A 21,689-nucleotide genomic window follows, 5' to 3' on the forward strand; every position below is an offset into this window, starting at 1 on the left:
GCCGTTACTGGTCCGTGCAGTCCTGGCGGGTGTACGGTTCGCGCAGGTCCATGCGGCCCAGCGTGTCGGTCATCTGCCCGTTCACCAGGAAGGTCACGTCCTGGCCGCGCTTCTCCAGCAGGGTCCGGGTCAGGGTACACAGCAGCATGCGCTCGCCGCTCGCGCCGTAGTTCAGGCCCGTGTACGCCTGCGGAAAGTCCACGAAGTAGTGCGTGCCGCGCAGGTACACGCGCGGGGCGGCGGTGCCCTGCGGGACGGCGCGCAGCAGCCCCGTGCCGCTGCCGGCCGGTCCCTGCGCCCAGGCGTTCGCGGCGGCCTGCGCCAGCGCGGTGGGGGTCTCCTCGGTGACCTGCACGGTGCGCTGCACGGCCCGCAGGTTCTGGACCTGGGTATCGGGGTAGTACACCGTCACCTTGACCGCGCGCCGCTCGGACAGCTCCAGCGCGGGCGGGGTGGGCAGGGCGGGCGGACGCTGCACGACCTCGTAGGCGTAGGCCGACACGAGCAGCAGCGCGAACGTGACCACGTTGAACAGCGACAGGAAGCGGCGCAGCGGAATCATGGCGTGCCTCCGGTATTGCCCTGCGAGGCGTTGTTGGCCCGCGCGGTGAGGTAGGTCGCCACGCTGCGCGCCACCGCCACCGAGAAGGCCTGGAGGCGGGCGTCGGTGCCCAGGTTGGTGCGGTCCTGCGCGTTGCCGGTCCAGCCCAGCTCCATCAGCAGGGCGGCCTGCGCGGTCTCGCCCAAGGTCAGCACCCGGTTGATGCTGCCCTGCTTGGCCGTCACGCCGCCGCCGCGCAGTTCGCCGCGCAGCAGTTCGCTCAGGCGCCGGGTACCGCCGCCGTCCCCCACCGCGAGGCTGCCGTAGGGCGCGGTCGCCGCGCCGCGCAGCGCGTTGACGTACTGCGAGGGGCTCTGACCGCTCTGCTCGTACACGGTGACGCCGCCGCGCGGGCTGCCGGGAAAGCGCCCGAGGTCCAGCGCCAGATACACGTCGCTCTGGCGGGCCAGCGCGAGCTTGTCGTTCTGCCCCAGCGCCGAGGTCTGCTCGCGGGTCAGGCGCACCTGCCAGCCCGCCTGCGTGAGCAGCTCGGCCGCGCGCCGGGCCACCTCCAGCGTCACGTCACGGCCCAGGCCCTGCACCCGCGCGGGGTCCAGCACGATCAGGGGCCGGCCGATGCGCTGCGTCAGCGCCGGCACCGTCACCGGAATACCCGGCCCCACGTCGATGACCAGCCGCGCGCCGCCCGCCCGGACCACCGGATAGACCCGGTAGCCGCTGCTCTGGGGAAGCGGAAAGGTCACCACGAGGTTCTCGCCCGACTGCGTGACCTGCGCCGAGGGCAGGAAAGCCCCGCGCGTGGTGTAACGCCGCGTATCGCCCTTCAGGCCGGTGAGGGTGATACGGACCTCGGTGCCGCGCAGCTCGTCGCGGACCTGCACGTCACGGCTCAGGTCGAGCACCAGGCGGTCGCTGCTGCGGCCCGCGCGGCTGCTCACGCCCTGGAGGGTCGGCGCGGCCACCGTGAACTGCCCCGGCGCGTAGGTCGCCCCCAGACCGCGCGCCAGCGTGTCGAGCGGCAGGTACAGGTTGCCGTTGACCAGCGTGGCCGAGCGGGCCTTGACGCGCTCGGCGTCGAGCTGCACGGTGTTGAAGTCGGTCACGGCGCGCGCCTGGTCCTCGTCGATGGGCAGCAGCAGCACGTGCCCCAGCCCCTCGACCCGCACCAGGCCGCCGTCACGCTCCACGCTGAGCAGGCCCGAGAGGATGGTCTGGCTGGCGTACTCGGCTCCGTAGAGGTTGATGCTCTGCACGTCGCGTCCGGCGAGGTTCAGGCGGCTGAAGGCGAGCTGCGCGCCGGCCAGCCCCGCCCCGATGAGCGCCGCCGAGAGCAGCAGCAGCCGGGGCCAGCGGCCCGCGAGTCCCGGGCGCCTGCGTTCCGGGCGCCTCACAGGTCGCGCAGCTCCCGGCGCACGGTCTTCTCGGCCTCGGCGCGGCGCTTGTCGTGCAGCTTCTTGCCGCGCGCCAGGGCGAGTTCCACCTTGAAGTACCGGCCCTTCTGGTACAGGCGGGTGGGCACCAGGGTCAGGCCCTTCTGCTCCAGGCCCCGGCGCAGCTTGGCGATCTCCTCGCGGTGCAGCAGCAGGCGGCGGGTGCGTCTGGGCGTGTGGTTGTTGTAGGTCGCTTGCGTGTATTCGGGGATATACAGCCCTTCAAGGTCCACGTCGCCGTTCGTCAGACGCGCGAACGCGTCCCGGAAATCCACGCCGCCGGCGCGTATGCTCTTGACCTCACTGCCAGTCAGACTGATGCCCGCCTCGTAGCGCTCCAACAGTTCGTACTCGTAATGCGCGCGGCGGTTGGTGTACACGCCCCGCATTCTAGCAGGGCGATCCTGAGAGCCGCCGGAGGACCGGGCAACGCCGCGCCCCCGGCCGGGGAGGGCCAGGGGCGCGCGGAGGGGCACCTGCGGTTCAGTTCTTGGGCTTCTTGTCGGGGCGGGCCGGGCGCACCTCGACGCGGCTGGGCAGCGTGCGCGCGGGCATGTTCAGCAGGTCCACCGTAAGCTGCGCGAGGTCCTCGGGCTGGATCTTCCAGGCATCGGCGTCCGTGGGCTGGTGGCCGCCGAACTCGGTCGCCACGCTGCCGGGCATGATCTGCGTGACCTTGATGTCGTGCTGGCGCAGATCGAGGTTCATGACCTCCGACAGGCCGTTGAGGCCGAACTTGCTGGCGTTGTAGCCGCCGCCGCCGGGCATGGCGTTGCGCCCGGCGAGGCTGCTGAGAGTGAAAATGTATCCGCCCCCCTGCTTGAGTGCCGGGATGGCCGCCTTGACGGTGTAGAAGGCGCCGCTGAGGTTGGTGTCGATCATGGCCTGCCAGTCCTCGATGCTCAGGTCCTCGACATTGCCGAAGACTCCCACCCCTGCGTTCACGAACAGCACGTCCAGGCCGCCGAAGGCTCCGACATGCGCGTCCACGGCACTCTGTACGGCGGCCGGGTCGCGCACGTCGCACACCACGCCCCGCGCGCCGCCGCCCACCTGCTGCGCGGCGGCCTCGACCTCGTCCTGCTTGCGGCTGGTCAGGGTGACGGCGTAGCCCTCGGCGGCGAGCGCCTGCGCCACCGCGAGGCCGATGCCCTTGCTGGCACCCGTCACGAACGCACTTTTCTTCTGCTCGGTCATGGCGCCAAAGTAACACGGCCCCCGCGCGGGGCAGGGGCCGTCTCAAGGGGATTTAAATTCAGGGCAGGCGCTGGGCGATGCGGTCGTAGGCGTAGTTGGCCGCCTGCGGCCCCTGCTGCCACAGCGTGAGCAGCCCGAAGCTCTCGTTGAGCGACACCGGGCTGCCGTCGGCCAGTTGCAGGTCCAGGCGGGCGCTGAGCTTGGCCCAGGGAACCAGGGCGCCGGGCGTCACCAGCACCGGCGAGACCTTCACGGCGCCGGGGGTGGCCGGGTCCGTCACGAACTTGGCGTTGGGGTAGTGGCGCGAGATGGCCCCGGCCGAGTCGGTGCGCATGGCCTTGAGGATGCCGGCCTGCTGCTCGGCGTTCAGGAGCCCGGGGTTGCCCTCGATCCGGGGGTCGAGAATCACGTAGGTGGCCCCGGCGAGCGCGGCATTGGTCCAGCCGGCGGGCAGGGCCGGAGCCTGCGCGGCGGCGAAGGCTGTCGGGACGAGGGCGGCGGTCAGGGCCAGGGCGGACACTTGGAAGCGGTTCATGCCACGTAGTGCACCACACCCTTCCTGACGCGCCGTGAGGAGAGCTTGAGCCCAGTCATGTTCGTCACATTTGCCGGACAGGAACGGCCGGGAACTACCCGTCCAGCCGGCCGAGGTAGGCGTGCGTGCGGTAGACCAGTGGCGCTTCTCCCCCTGCCGGCTCACCGAAGGCCCGGTCGAGCGCCGCCGTCATGGCCGCGTAGGCGGGGTCGCCCGGCGAGGGCAGGTAGCTGACGCTGCCGGCCAGCGCACGCAGCCGCTCGCGGGTAAAGGGCACGGCATGGTCGAAGAGCCGCTTCTCGAAACCGCCCGGCAGCAGGCCCGGCAGCTCGGCCTCGGGCACGCGGGTCGCCAGCGGGGGCACGTCGGCCTCGGTGAATCCGGCCACGACCTCGCCGTAGGCCCGGTTCAGGGGCGCGTCCACCCCGCGCCAGTCGTTCCAGACGAGCAGCACCCGGCCACCGGGGCGCAGCACCCGCCGCAGCTCGCGCACGGTCGGCTCCGGGGCGAACCAGTGGGCCGCCTGCGCCGCCGTCACCAGATCGGCCGAAGCGTCCGGCCGCCCGGTGGCCTCGGAGGTGCCGGCGTGCACGCGTACCGCCCCGGCGGCCACCTGCGCCGCGAGGGCCGCCTCCAGCTCGGCGCGCATTTCGGGGTTGGGCTCGATGGCGTCCACCCGCGCCGCCCCCGCCGAGAGCAGCAGCCGCGTGAACAGCCCCGTGCCCGCGCCGAGGTCGGCCACGTCGCCGCGCAGCAGCCCCTCGGCAGCCAGCCACTCGCCCAGCGCCGCCGGGTAGGGCGGGCGGGCCGCCGCGTAGACCGCCGCGCGGCCCAGAAAGCGGTCGGGGTTGCGGCTCACCGCGTCTCCTCGGTGGGGGCAGGGACCGGTGCGGGCGCAGCCGGAACCACGCGGTGCTGCGGCCCGGACCCCCGGCCCGCCGGCCTCCAGGCGCTCGCCAGGAAAAAGGCCACGCCGCCCAGCAGCCCCGCCACCGCCAGGAACCACAGCAGCCGCAGCAGCACGCCCGCCGTCCCCGCCAGGAAGGCCCCCAGCCCGGCGAGCAGTTGCCCCAGCAGCCACAGCGCGCCCAGCGCCGTGATCGCCAGCAGCGCCACGCCGAGCAGGAAGAAGGCCACGCGGGTCATGCGGGGCAGGATACGGCAAAACAGAAGGGCGGGCGGCGCCCCCGTGCTCCGGGAAAACGCCGCCCGCCCTCAGGGGGCGAGGCTCAGGCCTGGGCCATCGCCTTCATGTTCTCGATGATCTTGTCGGCGAACTCGCTCGTCTTGACCTCGGTCGCGCCTTCCATGTTGCGGGCGAAGTCGTAGGTCACGACCTTCTGGCCGATGGTCTGGTCCAGGCCCTTGAGGATCAGGTCGGCCGCTTCGGTCCAGCCCATGTGGCGCAGCATCATCTCGCCCGAGAGGATGACCGAGCTGGGGTTGATGACGTTCTTGTCGGCGTACTTGGGCGCGGTGCCGTGGGTCGCCTCGAAGATGGCGTGGCCGGTCACGTAGTTGATGTTCGCGCCGGGGGCGATGCCGATGCCGCCGACCTGCGCGGCGAGCGCGTCCGACACGTAGTCGCCGTTGAGGTTCAGGGTGGCGATCACGTCGTACTCGGCGGGGCGCAGCAGGATCTGCTGGAGGAAGGCGTCGGCGATCACGTCCTTGATCACGATGCCGTTCGGCAGCTGGAGCCAGGGGCCACCGTCGAGTTCCACGCCGCCGAATTCACGCTTGGCGAGGTCGTAGCCCCAGTCGCGGAAGCCGCCCTCGGTGAACTTCATGATGTTGCCCTTGTGCACCAGCGTCACGCTCTTGCGGCCGTTGTCGATGGCGTACTGGATGGCGGCGCGCACGAGGCGCTCGGTGCCTTCCTTGGAGACCGGCTTGACGCCCAGGCTGCTGCTGTCGGGGAAACGGATCTGCGTGACGCCCATCTCGTTGATCAGGAAGTCGCGCAGCTTGTTGGCCTCGGCGGTGCCGGCCTTGTACTCGATACCCGCGTAGATGTCCTCGGTGTTCTCGCGGAAGATGACCATGTCCACGAGTTCGGGCTGCTTGAGGGGGCTGGGCACGCCCGCGAAATACTGCACGGGGCGCAGGCAGGCGTAGAGGTCGAGCAGCTGGCGCAGCGCCACGTTGATGGAGCGGATACCGCCGCCGACCGGCGTGGTCAGCGGGCCCTTGATGCCGATGAGGTACTCGTCGAAGGCCTTGACGGTCTCGTCGGGCAGCCACTCGTTCTCGCCGTAGACCTGGGTGCTCTTCTCGCCCGCGTAGACCTCGAGCCACTCGATCTTGCGCTCGTTGCCGTAGGCCGCCTCGACCGCCGCGTCCAGCACGCGCACGCTGGCCTTCCAGATGTCGCGCCCGGTGCCGTCGCCCTCGACGAAGGGGATGATGGGCTGAGCAGGCACCTGAAGCTTGTCGCCCTGCATGGTGATCTTCTCGCCCTGCGCGGGCACCTTGATGTGGCTGGTCATATCGGGGGACACTCTACCCCCCCCATGCGGAAAAAGGCCAGCCGACGTCTATGAGACGCGGCCGCGCCACGCCGGACCCGGGCAGTGACCCCCGGTTTTTAAAGATGCTGCGGGCAATCGTTTCATCTCAAACGCAGGCCGAGGCGGAATGCTGTACCTACCCAGACGGGAATTCAACTTCAGGAGGTAATTCACTGTGAGTGACGACAAGAGCACGTTGCAGAACCTGGCCGACGCCGCCAAAGCCAAGATCAACGAGGGGGCCGATCGCCTCCGCGCCGCCGGCCACGATGTGGCCTCCAAAGTGGGCAACGACCACGTGGACAATGCGGCTGACAAGGTCAAGGCCACCGAAGACCGCGCCCGGGCCGAGCTGCACAACCGCGAAGCCCACGCCGAGTACAACGAGGGCAAGCGCGAATCCAAGGACGGCGACGGCCACTAAGGTTCTCCGCAACGGGAAACGCCCCGGCACCCGATCTCGGGCCGGGGCGTTTTTCCGTCTCCAGAAGCGCCGGGAGGGCTCGGAGCCCCCCACCGCTTACAGGATATCGTCGCGGATACAGGCCTTGTAGTGGTTCGGGCTGATCTCGCGCAGTTCGGGCACGACATTGGCACAGTCGGCGATCGCGTAGCGGCAGCGCGTGCGGAACACGCAGCCCGAGGGCGGGTTGATGGGGCTGGGGATGTCGCCCTCGAGGATGATGCGCTGGCGCTTGACCGTGGGGTCGGGCACCGGCGCGGCCGAGAGCAGCGCCTCGGTGTAGGGGTGCTTGGGGTTGCGGTTCAGCTCGTGGCTGGGCGCGATCTCCATGATGCGGCCCAGGTACATCACGATCATGCGGTCGCAGATGTACTCCACGACGTGCAGGTCGTGGGCGATGAACAGCACGGTCAGGCCCAGCTCTTCCTGGAGGTCCTGGATCAGGTTCACGACCTGCGCCTGGATGGACACGTCGAGCGCCGAAACCGGCTCGTCGGCGACGATGAAGCTGGGGTCCACCGCCAGGGCGCGCGCGATGCCGATGCGCTGGCGCTGCCCGCCCGAGAACTCGTGGGGGTAGCGGCCCATGTGCTCGGGGCGCAGCCCCACGCGCTGGAGCAGTTCGGCGATGCGGTCCACGCGCTCCTTGCCGGGGTGCAGGTTGTGGATCTGCATGGCCTCGCCGATGATGTCCGAGACCGTCATGCGCGGGTTGAGCGACGCGAAGGGGTCCTGGAAGATGATCTGCATCTCCCGGCGGTAGTCGCGCATCTGGCCCTTGCTGAGCTTGGTGATGTCGGTGCCGTTGAACATGACCTGCCCGCCGGTCGGTTCGATCAGACGCAGGATGGCGCGACCGGCAGTCGTCTTGCCCGAGCCCGACTCGCCCACCAGACCGACGACCTCACCGCGCTTGACGCTGAAGGAGATGTCGTTGACGGCCTTGACGTTGCCCACCACGCGCGACATGAGGCCGCCCCGGATGGGAAAGAACTTCTCGAGGTTCTGCACGTCGAGGAGCGTCTGGCCGGCGGCGGCGATGTCGCTGCGGTTGCGGGGCTGGGCGCCCGTGTTCTGGGTGGTCGTGGCGGTCATGCGGACACCTCCTGCTGCACGCTGTCGAACTCGCGCCAGCGGATGCAGCGGGCCGTGTGGCCGCCGCCCGTATCTTCCAGCGGGGGCACGGCCTGCGAGCACTCGGGGACGGCGAACTTGCAGCGCGGCTCGAAGGAGCAGCCCGGCGGCAGGTTCAGCGGGTTGGGGACGTTGCCGGGAATGGCTTCCAGGCGCTTCTTGGGCTGGCCGGGCACGTACTCGTGCTCGCCGCCGGGGCGCGGGATGGAGTTGAGCAGGCCCATGGTGTAGGGGTGGCGCGGCGCCTTGAAGATCTCGACCACGTCGCCTTCCTCGACCACGCGGCCACCGTACATGACCACCACGCGGTCGGCCATCTCGGCCACCACGCCGAGGTTGTGCGTAATGAACAGGATGCTCATGCCGATGTCGGTCTGGAGCTTGCGCATCAGGTCCAGAATCTGCGCCTGGATGGTCACGTCGAGCGCGGTGGTCGGCTCGTCGGCGATCAGGAGCGCCGGGTTGCACGAGAGTGCCATGGCGATCATCACGCGCTGGCGCATCCCGCCGGACATCTGGTGGGGGTACTCGTGAACCCGCTTCTCGGGCGCCGGGATCCCCACGAAGCGCAGCATGTCGGTCGCCACGCCCATCGCGTCCTTGCGGTTCTTGTTCTGGTGCAGCATGACCGCCTCGGCGATCTGGTCGCCCACGGTGTACACCGGGTTGAGGCTGGTCATCGGTTCCTGAAAGATCATGGAGATGTCGTTGCCGCGGATCTTGCGCATCTCGGCCTCGGACAGCGTCACCAGGTTCTTCTGGGTGCCGTCCTTGCCGGTGAACAGGATCTCACCGTCCACGATCTTGCCGGGGGGCATGGGGATCAGGCGCATGACGCTGAGGCTGGTCACGCTCTTGCCCGACCCCGATTCGCCCACGACGGCCAGGGTTTCACCCTTCTTGATGTGGAAGGTCACGCCGTCGACACTCTTGACCACGCCGTCGTCGGTGCTGAAGTACGTCTTGAGGTTGTTGACGGCGAGCAGAACGTCGTTCTGGTGGGTCATTGTTCTCCCTTGTCTATTCCCTGGTGAAACATGTAGGTCATCATACAACCCTGTCCGGAGCGGGCCCGTGGACAGGGGGCCAAGTGTCCCGATATAGGGATAGGGCGGCCCGCGCGCCTCCCCGGACCCGCCGGAGAGGCCGCGCGGCCGACCTCACTGACGCTTGCGCGGATCGAAGGCGTCGCGCAGGCCGTCGCCCAGCAGCTGGTAGCACATCACGGTCAGCACGATGAAGAAGCCGGGAATCAGCACCCAGGGCCGCTGGGTGATGCTGGCGAAGCCGCCTTCCTGCGCCTTGTTCAGCAGGCTGCCCCACGAGGCGTAGGGTTCGACCGCGCCGATGCCCACGAAGCTCAGGCCCGATTCGAGCAGGATGGTCGCCGGAATCGAGAGGCTCAGGCCCACGATGAGGTAGGTGGTCATGGAAGGTAGCATGTGCTGCCACATGATGCGGCTGTTGCTGGCCCCCAGCGAGGTCGCGGCGGCCACGTAGTCCTGCTCGCGCACGCTCAGGAGCTGCCCGCGAACCACGCGCGCCAGCCCGCCCCAGTTGATGAACGCTAGGATGCCCAGGATGATGTACAGGGCCAGAATCGGGTTCACGCTCTGCGGGAAGATCGAGCGCAGCAGGATGATCAGGAAGAGGTACGGAATCGAGGCGATCACTTCGATCAGGCGCTGGATGAGGTTGTCGACCCAGCCGCCGAAGTAGGCCGACATCGCGCCCATCAGCATGCCGATGAGGGTCGAGAGCAGCACCGACAGCACGCCGATGGTCAGCGAGATCTGGCCGGCGTACAGCGTGCGCGAGAACAGGTCGCGGCCCAGCGAGTCGCCGCCGAACAGGTAGACCTTGCAGGTGTCGCTGCCCGTCCCGAACAGGTGCAGGTTGCTGGGGATGAGGCCCAGGATACGGTAGGTGTCACCGCGCACCCCGAAGTACACCGGGCAGCGCTCGGTCGTCGGACGGTACTCGTTGACGAAGGTGTCGGGGTTGAGCTGCTGGGTGTACTGGTACACGAATGGCCGCGTGAAGCCCTGCGCGGTGCGGACATGCAGCGGGGTCGGCGGGTGGTACGGCGTGAGGTTGGTCGTGCTGTAGTTCGACAGGCCGTCGGGAGCCAGGAAACCCGCGAACAGGGCCATGAGGTACAGCAGGATGAGGACGAAGCCGCCGAAACGGGCCAGCGAGTTCTTGCGGAACTGCCGCCACGCCACCGAGAACTGCGACTGGGCGGGTGGTTTCTGGGCCTTGAGTGCAGGGGCGCTCATGAGTACCTGATCCGGGGGTCGACGACGCTCAGCAGGATGTCGCTGATGGCGTTGCCGATGATGAGGAGAAAGACGGTCAGCATGGTGAATCCGGCGATCAGGAACAGGTCCTGGGTGTTGATGGCGTCCAGGATCATCGGGGTGATGCCGGGATAGGCGAAGACCACCTCGATGAAGCCTGCGCCACTGATGGCTGCCGGCAGCAGGCCGCCGATGCTCGCCACGATGGGCACCAGGGCGTTGCGCAGGGTGTGGCGGTAGATGGTCGAGAACTCGCTGACCCCCTTGGAACGCGCCGTGCGCACGAAGTCGGCCCGCATGTACTCGAGCATCTGGCCCCGGATCACGCGGGTCAGGCCCGCCGCGTCCCCGATCGCCAGCACCAGGGCGGGAATGGCGACGTGTTTGGCGACGTCCAGGAATTTGCCCAGCGGATTCAGCGACGCGTAGTTGTCACTGGTCATGCCGTTGATGGGAATGTCCCAGCCGGTCTTGTAGCGCAGTTGCAGCAGGCCGAAGATGACCAGCAGTGCCAGGAAGAAGCTCGGGAACCCCAGCAGCACGTACATGACGACGTTGAGCGCCTTGTCGCCGAAGGAGTTCTGGCGCAGCGCTCCGTAGACCCCCAGCGGAATGGAGATCAGGTAATACAGCACGAAGTAGGGCAGGACCAGAAACAGCGAATTGACGATGCGCGGCCAGGCCACGTCCAGCACGGGCTGCTGATAGGCGAAGGACAAGCCGAAATCGCCCTTGAACATGTGGGTCAGCCACAGCCAGTACTGCACGATCACCGGGCGGTCCAGACCCAGGTTGCGTTGCAGGTCGGCGATGCGTTCGGCCGAGATGTTGGGATTCAGGCGGGCCGGGGTCAGGAAGTCGCCCGGAGCCAGCTGGATGATGAAAAAGACCAGGATGCTGGAGAGCAGCAGGGTCGGGATGGCGTTCAGCAGACGCCGAAGCAGAAAGGTGAGCAAGGCGGGGAATCTCCTCTCCTGCGGGCCGGTCTCGGGCCATGCAGGCGGGGCAGCCTCGTGATGAAGCCGCCCCGGAACTCAGGCTGCGCGCAGCAACCCTAGGCTGATGGACGCTTACTTGATGTAGGTCGTCAGCTGGGCGTAGGGACGCGAGCCGTTGTAGGCGTCCCACAGGTTGCGCTTGTACTCGCCGCCGAGGCGGCTGTTGTACGTGACGTGGTAGTTCGTGCCCACGAGGTAGATGAAGCCCTGGTTCTGCGCTTCGGCCTTCGAGAGCTGCTCGCCGATCTTGCGGCGGGCATCGTCGTCGAGGGTCTGGTCACCCTGGTAGTACAGCTTGGTCATCAGGCTTTCCTGGGGCGTGAGGCACTTGCCGTCGCTGGGGACGTTGAAGGAGTGCAGGTTGCCGCCGCAGGGCACCACGTTGCTGCCGTAGGGCCAGATGTTGTCGCCGCCCGCGAGGCCCAGCAGGATCGCGTCGAAGGGACGGTTGGCGCCCTTGGAGTTGAGCTGGTCCACGAGGTTGTTGAAGTCGATGGGGGTGAAGTTGACCTTCACGCCGACCTTCTTCGCCTCGTCGGTGAAGATGCGGCCGAGCTGCTCACGCACGGTGTTGCCCGCGTTGGTCGCCATGTTGAACTCCAGCACCTGACCGGCGCTGTTGGTCAGGTAGCCCTGGGCGTTCTTCTTGGAGAAGCCCATCTGCGCGAGCAGCTTGGTGGCGGCCGCCAGATCGTACTTGTACTTGGGGGTGCTGTCGAACTGGTAGTTCTTGAACACCGGGTACACGCCCGTGTACACCTCGCTGCCCAGGCCGCCCAGCGCGAGCTGGATCATGGCCTGACGGTTGGCGATGTGGCTCATGGCCTGACGGAAGCGCACGTCGCGGAAGATCTTCTGCTTGGCGGCGTCGCCCGACTTGTTCCAGTTGAACACGATCCAGCTGCTCGTCGAGTTGGGGCTGACGTTGGGCACGAGGTTGGCCTTGAGGTTGCCGCCGTCGATGGCGCGCTTGATCTGCGCCAGGTCGTCGGCCTTGCTGGCCGCGAAGGTGTCGATCTGGCCCGCGAGGTAGGCGGCCAGGCCCGCGTTCAGGTCCTTGAGCAGGCGGATGCTCATGGTGTCGAGGTAGGGTAGGGCCTTGCCGGCGCCGTCCTTGTTCCACTCGCCGAAGTAGGGGTTCTTCTTCAGGACGGCGCGCTGGCCGGCCTGGTAGCTGCTGATGACCCAGGGGCCAGGCGAGACGATGGTCGAGGGGTTGGCGCTGATGCCCCACATGTTCTTGATGCCTTCGGCACCCTTGCTGCTGTACACCGGGCCGAACACGTGGTCGGGCCACGGGATGAAGGCCATCCGGGTGTAGGCGCTGGCGCTGGCCTGCGGGAAGTCGAACTGCAGGGTGTAGTTGTCGATCTTCTTCAGCGTGATCGGCTTGCCGTTCAGGAAGAAGGAGTCGTAGGAGTTGCTGCCGACCTTGTCGTCGGTGTGGATCTTGAAGGTCGTGACGAAGTCGTCGGCGGTGATGGCCTGACCGTCACTGAACTTCATGCCCTGGCGGAGCTTGACCACGAAGCGCTTGTTGTTGTTGCTCACGACCGGCATGGCGTCGGCCATGTGCGGAATGAACTTGTCGGTGCTGGGGTCCTGCGTGAACAGGCCGCCCAGACCCACGTCGCTCATCAGGTCCGGCAGGCTGTCGGCTTCCGAGCTGGTGAAGGGGTTCAGCGTCTTGTAGTCGCTCAGCGAGTAGGTCCGGACTTCGCCGCCGGTCTTGGCCTGCGAGGGGTTTTCGGCCATCCAGGTGGCGGGCAGGACGAAGGGAGCGGCGAGCGAGCTGCCAGCGCCCAGGGCGAGCGCGAGGAACAGGGCTTTTTTCATGCGAAACCTCCGAGGTGGGATCTGGAAATACGGCGACGGCCCGGCTCGCGGCCAGCGTCACAGCGCATAGGTGTTTGGGATTTCCAGCGATGTCAATATAGGTATTTGCTTATGTGTGGTCAAGCGTATAGCCCAAACATGAGAGCGTATCTTTATGCACGCCTGACAGATCGATAGGGAAATGGGCGCAGACTTTACATCTGCGCCTTGAAAGGGTACCCAGGAACAATGTGAATGACCGGCAACGTAATAACACTCACGTTGTCTTTGAGTGGGCAGCGACTTTCCTTGTCCGCCGTAAAAATCGACCTCAGCCACAGGTCGGGCGCAGCTCTGTCTCCAGAGCTTCAGGTTGAAGTCGCTCCGCTTCCGGGGGTGCTGTTCAGGACTCAGGACTACAGGCCGAATAGACCGCGTAGAGCGGCCCACTGTCCAGCCAGAGGTCTGTGCTCAGCGTGAGACGAAGCCGATGAGGAAGGCCAGGAGCATGAACAGCGCCCCCGCCACGCTCGTCAGGCGGACCAGGCCCCCCTCGACGCCGCGCCCGCCGAGCAGCGAGCCGCCGGACGCCATGCTGGCCGACAGTCCCGCCTGCCGGGGCACCTGAAGCAGCACGAAGAAGACCAGCCCCACGCACACCAGGGCGAACAGCACCAGAAAAATCGTCAGGATCACACTCATCTCAGACCTCACGGCACGCCGGTCGTCTAGGCCGGGTACCTCTTCGAGGCGGCAGTATACACGAACGTTCCCGGCTCAGTTCAGGTCGGGGACCGGCGGCAGGGTCGCCAGGAGTTCGGCGATGCGGGCCAGCAGCGTGGGGGCCTCCAGCGCCCGCATCCGCTGCTCCGGACTCAGGGGCAGCAGCGCCGCCGCGTAGCTCGCCAGCAGCAGGGCGCCCTGCGGCGCATGTTGGCGGATCAGTTCGGCTTCCTGAGGGTACACGCGCATCAGTCCGGCGAGCAGGCGCGCACTCTGGCCGGACATTCCGTGCAGGTCGGCCAGCCGCCCTTCCAGCGGCCACAGGTCGAGGTCGGCCGCGAGATAACTGTGGGAGGTGTCGAAGGCCCGCACACGGAAGCGCTCACCCCCCTCGACCTCCACCGAACTCGTGCCGTCCTCGTGCGTCTCGGCCCAGCGCAGATGGGCAAGGGTGCCCACGAGCGACACCCGGCCCGTCAGGGTCTCGCCCTGCGCGGCGCCGGGCCGCAGGATGCGCACCACCCCGAACGGCTCACCCGTTTCCTGCACACGCCGGAGCAGCTCCCGGTAGCGCGGCTCGAAGATATAGAGCGGCAGACGCTGACCGGGAAACAGGACGATGTTGGGCAGTGGAAACAGTGGAACGGACATGGCCTCTGGCGATCTCCCCGGCGCCGGCTTCAGCATCTCGCCTGGACCACCGGGACACTGCCCTAAAAGATACCTTCTGACCCGAAGAACCGTAACACTTCTTACAGCTTCATGAAGAGCCTTCCTTTAGGGCGCGTTTGCCGGGTGGCTCAGCCCGCTTCGCCGGAACCGGACCGGGCCGTACGGCGGGGCCGCCTGGGGGCCGGAGGATCGGGGGCCTTCCAGGCCCGCAGGTCGTCGGCCGACGCGCCCAGGGTCAGGAGGACGGCGCTGTCCTGGGTGGTCAGTCCGGCGGAAGGCAGCAGATCGGGCCGACGCGCCAGCGTCCGGGCCAGGGCCTGCTCGCGCCGCCACGCCGCGACCGCCGCATGGTTGCCGCCGCGCAACACCTCGGGCACCTCCTGGCCACGCCACTCGGGCGGGCGGGTGTACTCGGGGTAGTCGAGCAGGCCGCTGGAAAAGGAGTCGGCCTGATGCGAGGCCTCGTCGCCCAGCACCCCCGGCACGAGGCGCGCGACGGCCTCCAGGACGCAGGCCGCCGCCGCCTCGCCGCCCATCATCACGAAGTCTCCGATGCTCAGTTCGCGGGTGACGAGGCCCTCGGTGCGCGCGTCGAAGCCTTCGTAGCGCCCACACAAGAAGGCGAGGTGCGACTTGCCCGCCAGCTCCTCGGCCACCGCCTGCGTAAAGCGCTCGCCCGCCGGGCTGAACAGGATGACCTCGTCGGGGGGCGGGCGACCCGCATCGGCCGCGAGCGATTCCAGTGCCCGCGCGGCCACGTCCACCCGGATCACCATGCCCGCACCGCCGCCGTAGGGCGTGTCGTCCACCTTGAGGTGCCGGTTCTCCGAGAACTCGCGCATCTGCACGAGGTTCACGTCCACCAGCCCGCGCGCGCGCGCCTTGCCCACGATGGCCTCGGAGGCGAAGGGCGCGAGCAGTTCGGGAAACAGGGTCAGGAAGGAGAAGGTGAGCATGAGCCGCTCAGCCCTCCCGCTCCGGGGCGGGCGCGTCTTCTTCGGCGTCGCCCAGCAGGCCCTCCGGCGCATCCTCGGCCAGCCGCACGCGGGCGGGCCGCCCCGCCCCGCTTTCGATCACGACATACGGCGCCTGAAGGGGCAAGAAGGCCTCGCCGCCGGGGTGGGCCACGACCAGCAGGTCCTGGTGCCCGCCGTCGAACACGTCGCGGACCTCCCCCAGAACCTCGCCGCCGCTGCCCAGCAGGGGCAGGCCACGCAGGTCGTGGTAGTAGTAGCTGCCCTCCTCCAGCGCAGGGAGTTCGGCGTCGGCGGCATAGACCTCGGCGCCGCGCAGCACCTCGGCCTCCTCACGGGTCGTGACGCCCGCGAGGTGCAGCACCACGCCGGGAGCCAGCGCCTCGGTGCGCCGCAGCCGCAGCCAGCCGCGCCCGGCGACGTAGACCCGACCCAGGTCCATGACCTGCTCGGGGTCGCCCAGCACGTACAGCTTGACGCCGCCCTGCACGCCGTGCGGCCCCAGCAGATGGCCCAGGCGGGTGCTGTCGGCCGGGCCTTCGCCGGGCGGGCGGGAACCGGGGCGGCTCACGCCTTGCGCGGCGCGTCGAGGTCCACGTTCAGCCGCTCGCGGGGGTCGGAGGCGCTGCGCACCAGGGTACGGATCGCCTGGATCACGCGGCCCTGGCGGCCGATCAGTCGGCCTTCCTCGCCGGGGCCGACCCGCACGATGACCGTCGGGCCACGCCGGCTCACGCGCACGAGCGAGGGCTGGTCCACCACGCACTGCGCCAGAAAGAGGGTCAATTCGGCCGGATCGCTTTTCATGGCGGGCATTGTAGAGCAGTTCATCGGGAGGGCGGAGGCGGCCGGGCACAGGCACAGCGGCCACATTTCACGTCCTGCGCGCCCAAATTCGGCGTTGCGTGCCGGGCGGAAACCCTCTCGCTTCTTCCGGGGGACGGGCACCGGGACCGGAGGGCCGGGACCCGCCTCTCACCCTCGCCCAATGGTCGGGCGGTATGGTGCCTTAATCGTGAGTTTAGTGTTCAACTGGGCCGCCCTCGGGCAGCGGAGCGAGGGACCGGGAACCGGCGGCACGCTGCGCCGTGAACCGCAGGACTTCCGGGTCGAGGAAGTGCCGGCCTACCCCTTCTCGGGCGAGGGACCGCACCTCTACCTGCATGTCGAGAAGACCGGCCACACCACCGCCCACGTCGTGCGCGAGCTGTGCACCCAGCTCGGCGTGCGCGACCGCGACGTGGGGGTCGCGGGCCTCAAGGACCGGCACGCGGTCACGACCCAGTGGCTGAGCGTGCCCGCCAAGCACGAGTCGCGGCTGGGCCAGTTCACGCTGGACGGTGTCAGGATTCTGGAGACCACCCGGCACGGCAACAAGCTGGGCATGGGGCACCTGCGCGGCAACCGCTTCGTGGTGCGGGTCCGGGACGCGGCCGGGCAGGCCCCGGCGGCCGAGGCCACCCTGCGCACCCTGGTGGGGGGCGGCGTGCCGAACTACTTCGGGCCGCAGCGCTTCGGACTGGGCGGCCTGAACGCCGAGGAGGGTCTGCGCGTGCTGCGCGGCGAATCCGCGCTGCGTGACCCGCGCGTGCGCCGCTTCCTGACGAGCAGTGTGCAGAGCGCGGTCTTCAATGCGGCCCTGAGCCTGCGCCTGGAACGCGGCATCTTCGCGGCGGTGCTGGCCGGCGACATGGCGAAGAAGCACGCGACCGGCGGGGTCTTCCTGGTCGAGGACGCGGCGGCCGAGTCCGTGCGCGCCGCCGCCGGCGAGATCAGCGCGACGGGCACGCTCTTCGGGCGCAAGGCGCGGCCCCTGACCCTGGACGCGGGCGCGCTGGAGGCCGAGGCCCTGGCGGCCTTCGGGCTGACCCCGGCGGCCTTCGGGTCACGGCTGGGCGACCGCCGCTTCACGCGGGTCTTTCCAGAGGACGCGGGGATCGAGGCCACCGAAGACGGCTTCGTGGCCGCCTTCACGCTGCCCAAGGGCAGTTTCGCGACCAGTGTGCTGCGCGAGATCATGAAGTCGGACGTGGATTTCGCGGCGCTGGAAGGCGCCCCGGACGGCCTGACCGGGGCGCAGGACGCGGCGGGAGGCGGGGCCGACACCGATCAGGAGGAGACATGAGAAAACGCACCCTGGGCGCACTCGCGGCGCTGCTGTCCAGCCTGGCCCTGGCCTTTCAGGTGCCCGAGACGCAACTGAGCCTACGCACCTCGTACGGCGGAGCCGTCCTCGAGGGCCGGGTCTCGGCCTCCCGCAACGACGCCCTGACCGGCGTGTGGGCGGGGCCCGGCCGGGCGCGCCTGATGCGCTGCGCGCCGCTGTGTACGGTCGTGACCAGCGTCCCGGTGCAGGGCCTGCTCGTCCTGAGCGGCGACTCGGCCTACCGCGTGGCCCTGGCCGGGCAGTTCCAGGCCGGCCAGAAGATCAGCGTGACCCTGAAGTTCCAGAACCAGGGCGTGGTCGTGGCCCAGGCGGTCGTCAGCCGGCTGTGAAGGCCGCGCGGCAGGCCGAGCTGCGCCGCCTGTTCCTGGCGACCAGCTACGGCACGCCCCGGGAACGCTTCGGGCTGGGGCCGGCGCGGGCAGGCAGCGCGCCGCCGGGCTGGGCCACGCGCGGCGCGGCTTGGGCCATCGTGACCGCCTGGAATCCGGGAGGGTGGCAGGGGGACCGCGCCCGCAACGAGGCCGCGCAGCGTGACCTCGAACTCCTCGTACGCCGGTCGGGCTGCCCGGTGCTGGACGGGGTCAACGGCGAGGGCGAATGGGCCGAGCCGAGCCTGATCGTCCTGGGGGCTTCGCAGGAGCAGGCCCGCGACTGGGCGGCCAGCTTCGGGCAGGCGGCGGCCCTGTGGGGCCAGGGCGCGCGCGCGGCGCTGGTCTGGTCCCACGCGGCGCACCCGGCCCCGGAAGACCAGGCCTGGACCTTTCCCCTGCGGCCGGAACCGGACGGCCCGGACGGGGTATAGTGCCCGCTTGTGACGTTTGACGCCCCCCCCACGCCCCCTGCCCCGGACGCGATCTCGCCGCTGGGTGTCCTGCCTCCGCCGGGGCCGAACTGCGTGCACCTGCCCCTGCACGTGACCCCGCAGGAACTGGCCCGCTACGCGGTCGGGCTGGCGAACGCGCGCGGCGGTACGGTGCTCGTGGGCGTGGACATGCTGGAGGGCGGCGCGGGCCGGGCGGGCGCGCGCCACAGCGACGCGGGCGAGCTGCACCCCCTGATGGTCACGCACGCCATCTTCGAGCTGTCGGGGGGCCGCCTGACCGTGAACGTGCAGCACCACCGCCTGCCGGGCGGCGCGCGGGTACTGGCCGTGTTCGTGCCGCAGGCCCCCTACGTGCTGGCCGCCCCCGACGGCGCGGTCATCGCCTGGGACGGCGCGCACCTCGTGCCGGTCACGCCCGCCGAGAGCGAGCCGGTGGCCGACCAGGACTACACGGCGGTCGTGCCGCCCGACGCCTCGCTGGCCGACCTCGACCCGGCCGAGGTGGCGCGGCTGCGCTCGCTGGGGCGGCGTCAGGGCGCGGCGAACCTGCCGGACCTCGACTTCCTGCGTGAACTGGGGCTGCTCGTGCCCAGCGGCGGAGCGCTGCGGCCCACGCTGGCGGGCATTCTGCTGGCGGGCACCCCGGCGGCGTTGCGGGCACATGTGCCGCAGTCGGAGGTCTGCTTTTACCACCACGCGACCGCCGACGTGGAGTTCCAGTTCCGGGAAGACCTGCTGCGGCCCATTCCGGCGCTCCTCACGCGGCTGGCCGAGCTGATCCAGGCGCGCAACCGCTTCACCCCCGTGCAGGTGGGCCTGTTCCGTATCGAGGTCTGGGACCAGGACGAGGCGGTGTACCGCGAGGCGCTGCTCAACGCGCTCACCCACCGCGACTACACGCTGCGCGACGTGGTGCATGTCCACCACTATCCCGACCGGCTGGAGATCATGAATCCGGGCGGCCTGACGGGCGGCATCACGCCGGGCAACATCCTGCGCCACCAGCCCAAACGCCGAAATCCCCTGCTGGCCGAGGTCCTGGCCCGCCTGGGGCTGGTCGAGCGCGCGGGGGTCGGCGTGGACAAGATGTTCAGCCTGATGCTGCGCCACGGCAAGGAACCGCCCGAGTTCCTGACCTACCCCGACGCCGTGACCCTGAGCCTGCACAGCCCCGGCTTCGACGCCGAGTTCGTGCGCTTCGTGGCGCGCAAGCAAGAAGAGATGCAGACCCTGTCGCTGGACATGCTGATCGTGCTGAGCCTACTGGCCCGCGAGGGCGAGGCGACCCGCGCCCACCTCGCGCGCGCCCTGCAACTGCCCGAGGACCGCACGCCCCGGCTGCTGCGCAGCATGGAGGAGCACGGCCTGATCGCCCGCGCCGCCCCCGGGCGCGGCATCGCCTACCAGCTCACGGCGGAGGTCTGCGCGGCCCTGGGCAAGACGCCGCTGGGTCAGCCGGGCCCCGCCCAGCCGGCTCCGGTTCAGCCTGTTCCGGCGCAGCCCCCGGTGTCCTCGCCCCCCGCCGTCCCGGCACCGGACCCGGCCCCCACCCCGCGCCCCCGGTCCGCGAAGGCCACCCCGGACAAGACCCGCCGACCGGCCCCCGCGCCCGATCCCTCGGCGCTGACGACCGCCGAAATCCGGGCCGTCGCCCTGACCCTGGCGCGTGAGCGCGGACAGGTGCGCAACGCCGAGCTGCGCGAGACCTGCGGCCTGAAGACCCAGCAGGCCTGGCGCGTCCTGCGGAGGCTGGTGCAGGACGGCCTGCTCGTCAAGCGCGGCAATGGCACGCGTGATGCCTATTACGAACTGGGCTGACAGGGCCCAGGGGGCTCAGGCCTGTGCCAGCGCCGCGTTCAGCTCGTCGCGCAGTGTACGCGCCGCCTCCCGTCCGGCGACCACATCCAGACCGGCGGCGTACTGCACGGCGCGGCTGGCGCTCGCCAGCGCCCCGGTGCCGTCCGAATGGAAGGCGGGGGCCAGATCGGCCGCCCGCGCGCCCTGTGCTCCCAGACCCGGCAGCAGCAGCAGTGCGCGGGGCATCGCGGCGCGGAACCGGGCGAGGTCGCCGGGATGCGTCGCCCCCACCACCGCGCCCACGCTGGCGTACCCGTCCCCGGCTTCCTGCGCGTTCAGGCGGGCGATCTCGGCGGCCACCCGCTCGCTGATTCCCTCGCCCTGGAGGTCGTCCTGGCCCGGATTGCTCGTCTTGACCAGCACGAAGACGGCTCCCGCATTCGCCCGCGCGGCCTCCACGAAGGGCGTCAGGGTGGCGAAGCCCAGGAAGGGATTGACCGTCAGGGCGTCTCCGGCGTGCGCTCCCGCGAGCCAGCCCTGGGCGTAGGCGGCGGCCGTCGTGCCGATGTCGCCGCGCTTGCCGTCCAGCAGCACCGGCAGCCCCAGCGTGCGCGCCTGGGCACAGACCTCCTCGAGCAGCGTGAAGCCCGGCAGTCCCAGCGCCTCGAAAAAGGCGAGCTGCGGCTTGACGCACGCGGCGAAGGGCGCGGTGGCCTCCAGCACGTCGAGGGTATGGCTGCGCAGCGCGTCCAGGTCCCGGTACTCGGAGAGGCGGGGATCGAGGCCCACGCAGAGCCGGGTCTGGAGGCGGCGGGTGCGGTCGGTCACGGCCTGGGCGAAAGTCATCGGCGCGAGGCTAACACGGCGCGCGCCGCCTCCACGATGGCGGCGTTGTCCTGGGCGGGCCGGCCGTCAGGCAGGGTCAGCATGTCCTCCAGCCCGGCGCGGGTCGCGAGGCCCCGTTCGGCGGCGCGGCGCACGAGCGGCCACGCGCTGCGGTCCAGCCCGTGCAGCAGCCGAGGCACGCCCGGAGCCACGCCACGCAGGGCCGCCAGCAGGGCGTCGGCCTGGGACAGGGCGGCCTCCTCCGGCCCGTCGGGCAACTCGGCGAGAATCCGTGTCAGGCGGTCCGTGCCGGGCCAGCCGCGCAACTGCGCCGCCGCTTCCGGTGTCCACACGCCCGCCTCGACGCCGATCCTGCCGCCGAGCAGCAGGTCGGCCAACGCCCGTGCGTGCGGCTCGTGGACATTGACCGACACGTAGTCGGGCCGCGCCTGCGGGGGCAGCGCCAGCCAGGCGCGCGCCGCCGCGAGCTGGCCCTCCACGTCCGGCAGAATCCAGAAACCGCTGGAGATGCCGGCCGGCACCCCCGGGCACGCCGCGCGTACGGCCCGCAGCGCCGACGCCACGTCGTCGGCCGAGAGGCTCTCCCGGCCCCCGGCGCTGCGGGGGTGCAGGTGCAGGGCCTGCGCGCCCGCCCGCACAGCCGCGAGGGCCTGCGCCGCCAGTTCGGCGGGCCGCAGGGGCACCGCCGGGTGGTCTGCGGGCGTCCGTGGACCGTTCAGACAGGCCTGAAGCATGTCCCGGAC

Annotated in this window: 25 protein-coding genes; 5 read left to right on the forward strand and 20 right to left on the reverse strand. The window is 69.8% G+C overall.

Annotation, left to right across the window (positions count from 1 at the left end; translation table 11 throughout):
- Positions 1–4 precede the first annotated feature (4 nt).
- From DGO_RS08540 to icd, 8 genes are all read right to left on the reverse strand, one after another.
- Positions 5–562, reverse strand: coding sequence for a GerMN domain-containing protein (locus tag DGO_RS08540; protein WP_050920740.1), 558 nt, complete (start codon positions 560–562; stop codon positions 5–7).
- The gene (locus tag DGO_RS08545; RefSeq protein WP_226991326.1) at positions 559–1,953 is read right to left on the reverse strand and encodes an N-acetylmuramoyl-L-alanine amidase; all 1,395 of its coding nucleotides are present in this window, start codon (positions 1,951–1,953) and stop codon (positions 559–561) included. Before DGO_RS08545 ends, DGO_RS08540 begins: the two co-directional genes overlap by 4 nt.
- Positions 1,950–2,381, reverse strand: a complete 432-nt coding sequence (smpB, locus tag DGO_RS08550) for an SsrA-binding protein SmpB (RefSeq protein ID WP_014685096.1) — start codon at positions 2,379–2,381, stop codon at positions 1,950–1,952. The genes DGO_RS08545 and smpB overlap by 4 nt, the downstream gene beginning before the upstream one ends.
- Positions 2,382–2,475: 94 nt before the next feature.
- On the reverse strand, positions 2,476–3,189 hold the full coding sequence (locus DGO_RS08555) for an SDR family oxidoreductase (RefSeq protein ID WP_043801719.1): 714 nt from the start codon (positions 3,187–3,189) through the stop codon (positions 2,476–2,478).
- Positions 3,190–3,247: 58 nt separating this feature from the next.
- On the reverse strand, positions 3,248–3,724 hold the full coding sequence (locus DGO_RS08560; RefSeq protein WP_043801722.1) for a hypothetical protein: 477 nt from the start codon (positions 3,722–3,724) through the stop codon (positions 3,248–3,250).
- A 94-nt stretch (positions 3,725–3,818) separates the two neighbouring features.
- Complete coding sequence (locus DGO_RS08565; protein ID WP_043801725.1) at positions 3,819–4,583, reverse strand: class I SAM-dependent methyltransferase; 765 nt, start codon at positions 4,581–4,583, stop codon at positions 3,819–3,821.
- Positions 4,580–4,870 carry a hypothetical protein gene (locus tag DGO_RS08570; protein ID WP_014685100.1) on the reverse strand — a complete coding sequence of 97 codons (291 nt, stop codon included), beginning with the start codon at positions 4,868–4,870 and terminating at the stop codon, positions 4,580–4,582. Before DGO_RS08570 ends, DGO_RS08565 begins: the two co-directional genes overlap by 4 nt.
- A gap of 83 nt (positions 4,871–4,953) precedes the next feature.
- The gene (gene icd / locus DGO_RS08575; RefSeq protein ID WP_014685101.1) at positions 4,954–6,213 is read right to left on the reverse strand and encodes an NADP-dependent isocitrate dehydrogenase; all 1,260 of its coding nucleotides are present in this window, start codon (positions 6,211–6,213) and stop codon (positions 4,954–4,956) included.
- A 196-nt stretch (positions 6,214–6,409) separates the two neighbouring features.
- On the opposite strand from icd, the gene DGO_RS08580 reads away from it, so the two are divergent.
- Positions 6,410–6,658, forward strand: a complete 249-nt coding sequence (locus tag DGO_RS08580; protein ID WP_043801727.1) for a hypothetical protein — start codon at positions 6,410–6,412, stop codon at positions 6,656–6,658.
- A gap of 96 nt (positions 6,659–6,754) precedes the next feature.
- Here DGO_RS08580 and DGO_RS08585 read toward each other — a convergent pair whose 3' ends face one another.
- The 10 genes from DGO_RS08585 to DGO_RS08630 form a co-directional block, all read right to left on the reverse strand.
- The gene (locus tag DGO_RS08585; RefSeq protein WP_014685103.1) at positions 6,755–7,792 is read right to left on the reverse strand and encodes an ABC transporter ATP-binding protein; all 1,038 of its coding nucleotides are present in this window, start codon (positions 7,790–7,792) and stop codon (positions 6,755–6,757) included.
- Complete coding sequence (locus DGO_RS08590) at positions 7,789–8,838, reverse strand: ABC transporter ATP-binding protein (protein ID WP_014685104.1); 1,050 nt, start codon at positions 8,836–8,838, stop codon at positions 7,789–7,791. Before DGO_RS08590 ends, DGO_RS08585 begins: the two co-directional genes overlap by 4 nt.
- Positions 8,839–8,991: 153 nt before the next feature.
- Positions 8,992–10,110: an ABC transporter permease gene (locus DGO_RS08595; RefSeq protein WP_014685105.1), complete on the reverse strand. Its 1,119-nt coding sequence runs from the start codon at positions 10,108–10,110 to the stop codon at positions 8,992–8,994.
- Complete coding sequence (locus tag DGO_RS08600) at positions 10,107–11,087, reverse strand: ABC transporter permease (protein WP_043801731.1); 981 nt, start codon at positions 11,085–11,087, stop codon at positions 10,107–10,109. The genes DGO_RS08595 and DGO_RS08600 overlap by 4 nt, the downstream gene beginning before the upstream one ends.
- A gap of 114 nt (positions 11,088–11,201) precedes the next feature.
- Positions 11,202–12,965 carry an ABC transporter substrate-binding protein gene (locus tag DGO_RS08605; RefSeq protein ID WP_014685107.1) on the reverse strand — a complete coding sequence of 588 codons (1,764 nt, stop codon included), beginning with the start codon at positions 12,963–12,965 and terminating at the stop codon, positions 11,202–11,204.
- 450 nt (positions 12,966–13,415) lie between these two features.
- Complete coding sequence (gene secG / locus DGO_RS08610) at positions 13,416–13,640, reverse strand: preprotein translocase subunit SecG (protein WP_014685108.1); 225 nt, start codon at positions 13,638–13,640, stop codon at positions 13,416–13,418.
- Between the two features lie 81 nt (positions 13,641–13,721).
- A complete protein-coding gene (locus DGO_RS08615; RefSeq protein ID WP_014685109.1) occupies positions 13,722–14,318 on the reverse strand; it encodes an LON peptidase substrate-binding domain-containing protein in 597 nt (198 codons plus the stop codon).
- A gap of 149 nt (positions 14,319–14,467) precedes the next feature.
- On the reverse strand, positions 14,468–15,295 hold the full coding sequence (gene trmD / locus DGO_RS08620) for a tRNA (guanosine(37)-N1)-methyltransferase TrmD (protein WP_014685110.1): 828 nt from the start codon (positions 15,293–15,295) through the stop codon (positions 14,468–14,470).
- A gap of 7 nt (positions 15,296–15,302) precedes the next feature.
- On the reverse strand, positions 15,303–15,884 hold the full coding sequence (gene rimM, locus DGO_RS08625; RefSeq protein ID WP_050920741.1) for a ribosome maturation factor RimM: 582 nt from the start codon (positions 15,882–15,884) through the stop codon (positions 15,303–15,305).
- Positions 15,881–16,120, reverse strand: a complete 240-nt coding sequence (locus DGO_RS08630; RefSeq protein WP_014685112.1) for a KH domain-containing protein — start codon at positions 16,118–16,120, stop codon at positions 15,881–15,883. The genes rimM and DGO_RS08630 overlap by 4 nt, the downstream gene beginning before the upstream one ends.
- 208 nt (positions 16,121–16,328) lie before the next feature.
- On the opposite strand from DGO_RS08630, the gene truD reads away from it, so the two are divergent.
- Genes truD through DGO_RS08650 form a run of 4 tightly spaced genes read left to right on the forward strand, consistent with a single transcriptional unit; the run spans position 16,329 to position 20,121 of the window.
- A complete protein-coding gene (gene truD / locus DGO_RS08635; RefSeq protein ID WP_014685113.1) occupies positions 16,329–17,438 on the forward strand; it encodes a tRNA pseudouridine(13) synthase TruD in 1,110 nt (369 codons plus the stop codon).
- Positions 17,435–17,809 carry a hypothetical protein gene (locus DGO_RS08640; protein WP_014685114.1) on the forward strand — a complete coding sequence of 125 codons (375 nt, stop codon included), beginning with the start codon at positions 17,435–17,437 and terminating at the stop codon, positions 17,807–17,809. The genes truD and DGO_RS08640 overlap by 4 nt, the downstream gene beginning before the upstream one ends.
- Positions 17,806–18,282: a DUF3293 domain-containing protein gene (locus DGO_RS08645; protein ID WP_043801735.1), complete on the forward strand. Its 477-nt coding sequence runs from the start codon at positions 17,806–17,808 to the stop codon at positions 18,280–18,282. The genes DGO_RS08640 and DGO_RS08645 overlap by 4 nt, the downstream gene beginning before the upstream one ends.
- Positions 18,283–18,291: 9 nt before the next feature.
- A complete protein-coding gene (locus DGO_RS08650) occupies positions 18,292–20,121 on the forward strand; it encodes an AlbA family DNA-binding domain-containing protein (protein ID WP_043801738.1) in 1,830 nt (609 codons plus the stop codon).
- A 15-nt stretch (positions 20,122–20,136) separates the two neighbouring features.
- Here the strand turns inward: DGO_RS08650 and pyrF are convergent, their stop codons facing one another.
- Positions 20,137–20,946 (reverse strand): orotidine-5'-phosphate decarboxylase, encoded by an 810-nt coding sequence (pyrF, locus tag DGO_RS08655; RefSeq protein ID WP_014685117.1) that lies wholly within the window; start codon positions 20,944–20,946, stop codon positions 20,137–20,139.
- Positions 20,943–21,680, reverse strand: a complete 738-nt coding sequence (locus DGO_RS08660; protein ID WP_043801741.1) for a 3-keto-5-aminohexanoate cleavage protein — start codon at positions 21,678–21,680, stop codon at positions 20,943–20,945. The genes pyrF and DGO_RS08660 overlap by 4 nt, the downstream gene beginning before the upstream one ends.
- Positions 21,681–21,689: the final 9 nt, after the last annotated feature.

The organism is Deinococcus gobiensis I-0 (assembly GCF_000252445.1).
In the GTDB taxonomy this organism is placed as follows: domain Bacteria; phylum Deinococcota; class Deinococci; order Deinococcales; family Deinococcaceae; genus Deinococcus; species Deinococcus gobiensis.

Coding starts and splice junctions, on each gene's coding strand:
- DGO_RS08605 (WP_014685107.1), bottom strand. CDS start 12,965: ATGAAAAAAGCCCTGTTCCTCGCGCTCGCCCTGGGCGCTGGCAGCTCG.
- DGO_RS08590 (WP_014685104.1), bottom strand. CDS start 8,838: ATGACCCACCAGAACGACGTTCTGCTCGCCGTCAACAACCTCAAGACG.
- DGO_RS08595 (WP_014685105.1), bottom strand. CDS start 10,110: ATGAGCGCCCCTGCACTCAAGGCCCAGAAACCACCCGCCCAGTCGCAG.
- DGO_RS08585 (WP_014685103.1), bottom strand. CDS start 7,792: ATGACCGCCACGACCACCCAGAACACGGGCGCCCAGCCCCGCAACCGC.
- icd (WP_014685101.1), bottom strand. CDS start 6,213: ATGACCAGCCACATCAAGGTGCCCGCGCAGGGCGAGAAGATCACCATG.
- DGO_RS08660 (WP_043801741.1), bottom strand. CDS start 21,680: ATGCTTCAGGCCTGTCTGAACGGTCCACGGACGCCCGCAGACCACCCG.
- DGO_RS08630 (WP_014685112.1), bottom strand. CDS start 16,120: ATGAAAAGCGATCCGGCCGAATTGACCCTCTTTCTGGCGCAGTGCGTG.
- DGO_RS08555 (WP_043801719.1), bottom strand. CDS start 3,189: ATGACCGAGCAGAAGAAAAGTGCGTTCGTGACGGGTGCCAGCAAGGGC.
- smpB (WP_014685096.1), bottom strand. CDS start 2,381: ATGCGGGGCGTGTACACCAACCGCCGCGCGCATTACGAGTACGAACTG.
- DGO_RS08540 (WP_050920740.1), bottom strand. CDS start 562: ATGATTCCGCTGCGCCGCTTCCTGTCGCTGTTCAACGTGGTCACGTTC.
- DGO_RS08570 (WP_014685100.1), bottom strand. CDS start 4,870: ATGACCCGCGTGGCCTTCTTCCTGCTCGGCGTGGCGCTGCTGGCGATC.
- DGO_RS08640 (WP_014685114.1), top strand. CDS start 17,435: ATGAGAAAACGCACCCTGGGCGCACTCGCGGCGCTGCTGTCCAGCCTG.
- pyrF (WP_014685117.1), bottom strand. CDS start 20,946: ATGACTTTCGCCCAGGCCGTGACCGACCGCACCCGCCGCCTCCAGACC.
- trmD (WP_014685110.1), bottom strand. CDS start 15,295: ATGCTCACCTTCTCCTTCCTGACCCTGTTTCCCGAACTGCTCGCGCCC.
- DGO_RS08615 (WP_014685109.1), bottom strand. CDS start 14,318: ATGTCCGTTCCACTGTTTCCACTGCCCAACATCGTCCTGTTTCCCGGT.
- DGO_RS08560 (WP_043801722.1), bottom strand. CDS start 3,724: ATGAACCGCTTCCAAGTGTCCGCCCTGGCCCTGACCGCCGCCCTCGTC.